Origin of the sequence: Microcoleus sp. AT9b-C3, from assembly GCF_036705485.1 — a bacterium.
GTDB lineage: Bacteria > Cyanobacteriota > Cyanobacteriia > Cyanobacteriales > Microcoleaceae > Microcoleus.
Map to the genome: position 1 here is coordinate 1 of NZ_JAUBUR010000086.1, position 5,411 is coordinate 5,411.

The following is a 5,411-nucleotide window of genomic DNA, read 5'->3' on the forward strand; positions in this document are numbered from 1 at the left end:
TTGATTTCCCCAAAATACGTCAATATAGTTACACACAGAAAATCATTTAGGATTGCTATATATAGCGGTTCTCAAGCAAGTGAGGTGTCAACTGCCTAAGCTGCGGAGCATCTAAAGTGTATGTTGGGATTGAGGGGAAGAGAGGGAGAGGGGAAGAGAGGGAGAAAGGGAGAAGGGGAGAGAGTGCAGTTCCGAGTTGAAGGTTGGAAGGTAGCAAAGAAGAGAGGGAGAGGGGGAGAGAGAGAGAAGGGGAGAGAGGGAGAAATTTTTACGCTTTTTCTACAAGGATTTAAGTAGATAATTTAAAGACGGGACAGTTTACCAATTACCAATTACCAATTACCAGACGTACCTCATTTAACCCAGAAATGTTATAGTATGTGATTGAGAATAATAAACCTATGCCTTACAGTAAATTTACTCTCAGCAAAGCTGTAGATGATTTTAATCTCACAATCATTGAAGGCTCACGATTCCTGCCAGAAATCTCCCCAGTCACTCCTAGTGCTTTACTTCAGGATACTCTGAGAGAAACAATTCCTTGGGCGATCGCGGTGAGTAGCGAGAAAGCTCGTTCTGAGGGTATCATCAATCCTGTGTTACTCGAAGTAAAACGCCAACTTCACGGACAAATTAGCGTTTTTTCGGGCGAAGAATTCAATGTAGAACCGGAGGCTGAACTTACAGGCTATGTTGACTTTCTCCTGAGTCGTTCCCCGGAGCAACTATTTATCAAAGCTCCGGCAGTTATATTGGTGGAAGCCAAGAAAGAAGACCTTAAACCGGCTCTTGGCCAATGCCTTGCAGAAATGGTGGCAGCTCAACGCTTTAACCAACAAAAGCAACAGCCGATATCGACGATTTACGGAACGGTAACTAGCGGTACAGTTTGGCGGTTTCTTAAACTAGAAGAGCAATGCGCGTCCATTGACCTTACAGATTATCCACTACCTCCTGTTGAGCAAATCTTGGGCTTTCTCGTTTGGATGATGCAGGAAAGATGAGCTGTTATTAAACAAAAATAGCGACCTAGTGCGATAAATAAACTCAAAAACTTCGGCTCTTCTGGGTTTAGGGTAAATATTGTATTATTGGATACAATTATGAGATTTCTTTATTAGTGAAACCCTTGCTAGAAAAGGCTTACAAGACATATTAGCTTTGTTGATCACCGCAAACCCAGAAGACCCAAAACTTCTTTGATAAATTAATGAGACAAACAACTTCTTTATCACTACAGTTAATTAAAACTTACGCATAAACTCTATCTGTAGGGTACGCCGCGCACCTTATTGCTACCAATAGTGTTGCAAAGCAGTTTTTGCCTCCAAGATTGTTAATGAAAGACTGCCGAGTTAATTCGGCAGCGCTTTCCTGTTATTTAAGGTGAGTGAATTGAGTGATTCTGAGCAAAGCAGGCAACATCGAGTCCGGCTTATCCCCTGTTTTGAGAGCGATTTCTAAATCAAACAAAATGGAGAGCGATCGACTTAAGGAGTTCGCAGATACTTCCTTAACCTCCTGCTTAAGGAAATACAGCCGTTTGGGGTTACTAATTACGCACATACTAGCAATTTCGCTATCTGAACGTTGTTGACGGGAATTGAGAGTAGCTTTTACCCACAACCAAGTTTTAAACTGAGTTTGAAGAGTCGCGATAATTGCCAAAGGAAACTCTGCCCTAGAGAGCAATTCATCAAGCACCTTAATTGCCGCCACTGCTTGACCTTTTAAAAGAGCTTCGGCAAGTTGAAAGCTACTGGCTGTGGTAGCGGGAACAAGGGCTTTTGCTGCCTCTTTCGTAATGCGTTCGCCGTCGGCATAAATGGCTAATTTTTCCAGTTCACTAACTCTTCTAGCAGAATCGTTGCCAATGGCTACCGCTAGATAACTGACAGCATCTCTGGCAATTGAGAGATTCATCTGTTTAGCAGTAGTAGCGATCGCACTTTCAATTAAGTCGGTACGCCAAGGGGGAATCAGAGTAAATTCCTTAAGTTTACCAAACTGCAACAAATGCTTGACCACCTTAAGCCGCTTGTCGATCGCACCAGCAGTGAAGACTAAATGCGTCGTGGTAAGTAACTGGGGCAAGATTTGCAGCAATTGTAGCCCAGTTTCTCCAAATTGCTTAAAATCGCAATTTTCAACGACAATGACTTTGCTTCCTCCGCCGAAAGGAACTGAAGCAGCAGCAGAGAGGGCTGCATCCAGGGAAGAAGCATCGAAGCGGTGGATGTTAAAATCTCGCCAGAGAGGGTGAGTGTGAGTTTTGCACTTTTCCACTTCACGGGCGATCGCGTAGGTATCATTCCCAATTAAGATATAGATCATGCTGCTAAATCCTCCTGTTGTTTGACAGTGACATTAACAGAACGACCTAGAGCTTTAGTGACGATACGCTGCACGGATTCAAGGTGACTTTTAAACTTAGTCGCGTATTTTCTTTCTACTACTAACACACATGAATCAGTAGAAAGTTCTGCAATTTTAGCTCGGTTCAAGAGGTCGCGATTGCCTGGTTTCGCTGCTGCTATTACTTGCGCCCAAGTTGCCTCTAAGTCAGGAGCAGGAGCAGGAGCAGGAGCAGTAGCCTTAACATCTTGAGGGCTTTTATCAAGTTTGTCAAATCGATTAGATTGGGAAGTTGCCGGCAATCGCATTTCGGGGGCAGCGGGTTCGCTTTTACCTATCAAGTTCAGCAAGCAGACTTCTAACCAGGTAGCAGCATTCGTACTGGTTCTCAATTGAAATTCTGATTTTTGCAATTGTGCACAAGCCGCATCAATTGTTTCAAAATCGAAAGTGCTAGCGAGCGATCGCAGTTGTGAGTAGCCAACGGGCCCTGTAATTAAATTCTGGCAGTGGCGCGTTGATTTGACAATGAGCAAATCTCTCATTGCTGCTAGCAAGTTGGTGAGAATCAGTTTGGGGGTTTTGCCGCTGTCAATGAGGGTTCTCGAAGATTGCAGTACGCTTAAGGTATCGCCAGAATGAATGGCTTTGAGAAGGGCGATCGAGTCTTCCTCGCTGATGCTGCCAGAGACTTCTGCCACTGAAGAAACCGTAATCTCTGAATTTAGCAGTGAAAGCTGAGAGAGTAGTTGCAGGGCATCTCTTAACCCTCCGTCACAGGTGCGAGCGATCGCCCGCATTGCCGAAGTTGCGATCGCAATAGATTCAGCGACGCTAATTTTGTCCAATTGTCCCACAATAGCATCAACTGACAGAGATCGGAAGTTAAAAGTTTGGCAGCGGGAGATAATTGTCGGCAGGACTTTATGTGCTTCAGTCGTACACAGAATAAATACCACATGAGCCGGAGGTTCTTCAAGGCATTTGAGGAGAGCATTTTGAGCGCTGGTACTGAGTTGGTGACACTCGTCTAAAATCCAAATGCGGTAACGGCTCATCGCTGGCGCAAAGTTGCTGTGTTGTATTAATTCTCTGGCATCATCCACGCCATTGTGAGAGGCAGCATCGATTTCAGTTACGTCTAAGCTTGAACAGGAGTCAATGGTTTTGCAGCTTGAACATTCCCCGCAAGGAGTGGCGGTTGGCTTTTTGCTATTCAAACAATTGAGGGATTTAGCAAGAATGCGAGCGGTTGAGGTTTTGCCTGTTCCTCTGGGGCCAGTAAATAGGTAAGCTTGAGCAATTTTGTCGGAGGTGATGGCATTGGTCAAGGTTGTTTTGATGGTGTCTTGGCCCACTAATTCTTGGAGGTTTTTGGGTCGGTATTTGAGGTGCAGTGGTTGGTACATTTTGAGTGGTTAGAATACTTCTGGTAACTATTCCCCGATAGGGGAGCTGTGCCTAAAGTTGTTAAACTCATAGGACTTACGCATAAGCTCTATCTGTAGTGTAAAAATTGTGTATTTTACCGCTACTAATAGTGTTACCAAGTATTTTTGGCGTTAGTCCTGGCTCAGTTGTTGGCGCTGGCGATCGCGCTGAACACACTACCGCAAGGAAAAATTGCTAAACCATCTGCGGCTGAGATACAGCAAAAAAGCACGGCATGAAGCAATACGCTTGGGATAAGACACTCATGGAGACAAAACATTGTGAAAAATAGATACTGCGAAGGCGCGTGCCTGCCCGAAGGGCTTATGCTTCGCCCAAAGCTCTCTTCGCAAAAAAAATTAACTGAACCGTATTGCGCCATGAAGGAAAAATCGCAAGCAAAAAGTTTGAGCAAGTGGAAACTGATTCCAGAGCGCAAAACTGGGCCAATTTACACCCCGCTTACTTGCGATGTTGGGACTTTTGAATATGCAAAATTGTCGGCGGTTGCGATCTTATTTAAACCAATAAAGAGAAACATTAAAAATCACTGATTTACCCGCAAAAACGTTGCTCGTAACAAAAAAAAGTAGTAAAATATATGTGGCATTTGTAGACAATTTAGTGTGGCAAAGAACCACTTAAACCCTCCTAAATTATACAGGAATAGGCTCCGATTTTTGGCAGGAGAGGGCATCAAATTTAGATCCCACTCCCACCTTTCAACTATTCTTGCGGAGCGACAATATATTCGCACTCTAAAGCCTCTGTACCTGACGCTGGCGTTCCAAACGGTGCAATCAGTAGGGGAGTGGTAGAAGTTGCCATTAACACCCGCAAATCAGAGCTGGCAATCGCTTTAGCTGTATCAATCAAATAGCGGATGTCGCACTTTAGACGAAACTCACAGCCCCAGAGTTTAGCATCAACTGTTTCAGTTCCTGAACTGAGAGTATTGTTGAGTGATGCTCGCACTTGTTGGGCATCTAAATCGAATTCTAAAATAGCTGTTAGGTGAGACTTGTCGCTGTGAGAAGCTAACCTCTCTAAGGCTTTTAAAAAGCTCAGCCTCTCAACCACCACTTGATGGCTAAATTGATGTCGATAGGGAGCGATAATTTGGTCGCAAACCGGATATTGCCCTTCTAGCAACTTCGTTGTCAACCGCCAATTATTCCACTCGAATGCGACAATATTACTAGGTTGCTCTGGCAAACCTTCATAGTAAATCGTAACTTTGTCAGCAGAATTCAAAGAACGCTCCAATAACCGGAGTACCTTAGCAGGGACAGTAAAATTAATTATTTGACTGCTCAAAAGGTGGGAATTGCTGCTTTCGTTCAATCCTAAAACCATTGCTACCCGATGCCCGTCTGTCGTCCAAACTCTCAGTTTATCCAGTCCTCTGTCTGCGTCGTGACTGATTTGAAAATTACCTCCGGTTAAAATGCGTTTGTTTTCCTCACAACTGACAGCAAATAAGCTAGCTTTGAGGACAGAAATTAACACGCTAGCAGGAAGCGTTACAAGTTTCTGTGGAACGCGGGGGATATAGCAATCCTAAATGATTTTCTGTGTGTAACTATATTGACGTATTTTGGGGAAATCAAATGTATGTTCGTTAG

5 protein-coding genes are annotated in these 5,411 nt (G+C 44.0%); 2 read left to right on the top strand and 3 right to left on the bottom strand.

Translation table 11 applies throughout. From position 1 onward, the window contains the following. Positions 1-401: 401 nt before the first annotated feature. A complete protein-coding gene (locus QUB77_RS31210) occupies positions 402-1,004 on the top strand; it encodes a hypothetical protein (RefSeq protein WP_333180887.1) in 603 nt (200 codons plus the stop codon). A gap of 373 nt (positions 1,005-1,377) precedes the next feature. Here QUB77_RS31210 and holA read toward each other — a convergent pair whose 3' ends face one another. After that, entirely contained in the window at positions 1,378-2,334 is a 957-nt protein-coding gene (gene holA, locus QUB77_RS31215) for a DNA polymerase III subunit delta (protein ID WP_333180889.1), read from the bottom strand. Next, positions 2,331-3,764, bottom strand: coding sequence for a DNA polymerase III subunit gamma/tau (dnaX, locus tag QUB77_RS31220; RefSeq protein ID WP_333180891.1), 1,434 nt, complete (start codon positions 3,762-3,764; stop codon positions 2,331-2,333). The genes holA and dnaX overlap by 4 nt, the downstream gene beginning before the upstream one ends. Positions 3,765-4,067: 303 nt before the next feature. Here dnaX and QUB77_RS31225 point away from each other — a divergent pair, with 303 nt between their 5' ends. Continuing rightward, complete coding sequence (locus QUB77_RS31225) at positions 4,068-4,340, top strand: hypothetical protein (RefSeq protein WP_333180892.1); 273 nt, start codon at positions 4,068-4,070, stop codon at positions 4,338-4,340. Positions 4,341-4,512: 172 nt separating this feature from the next. Here QUB77_RS31225 and QUB77_RS31230 read toward each other — a convergent pair whose 3' ends face one another. Then, positions 4,513-5,295 (bottom strand): DNA polymerase III subunit beta, encoded by a 783-nt coding sequence (locus QUB77_RS31230; protein ID WP_333180894.1) that lies wholly within the window; start codon positions 5,293-5,295, stop codon positions 4,513-4,515. Between the last annotated feature and the right edge of the window lie 116 nt (positions 5,296-5,411).

Coding starts and splice junctions, on each gene's coding strand:
- QUB77_RS31210 (WP_333180887.1), top strand. CDS start 402: ATGCCTTACAGTAAATTTACTCTCAGCAAAGCTGTAGATGATTTTAAT.
- dnaX (WP_333180891.1), bottom strand. CDS start 3,764: ATGTACCAACCACTGCACCTCAAATACCGACCCAAAAACCTCCAAGAA.
- holA (WP_333180889.1), bottom strand. CDS start 2,334: ATGATCTATATCTTAATTGGGAATGATACCTACGCGATCGCCCGTGAA.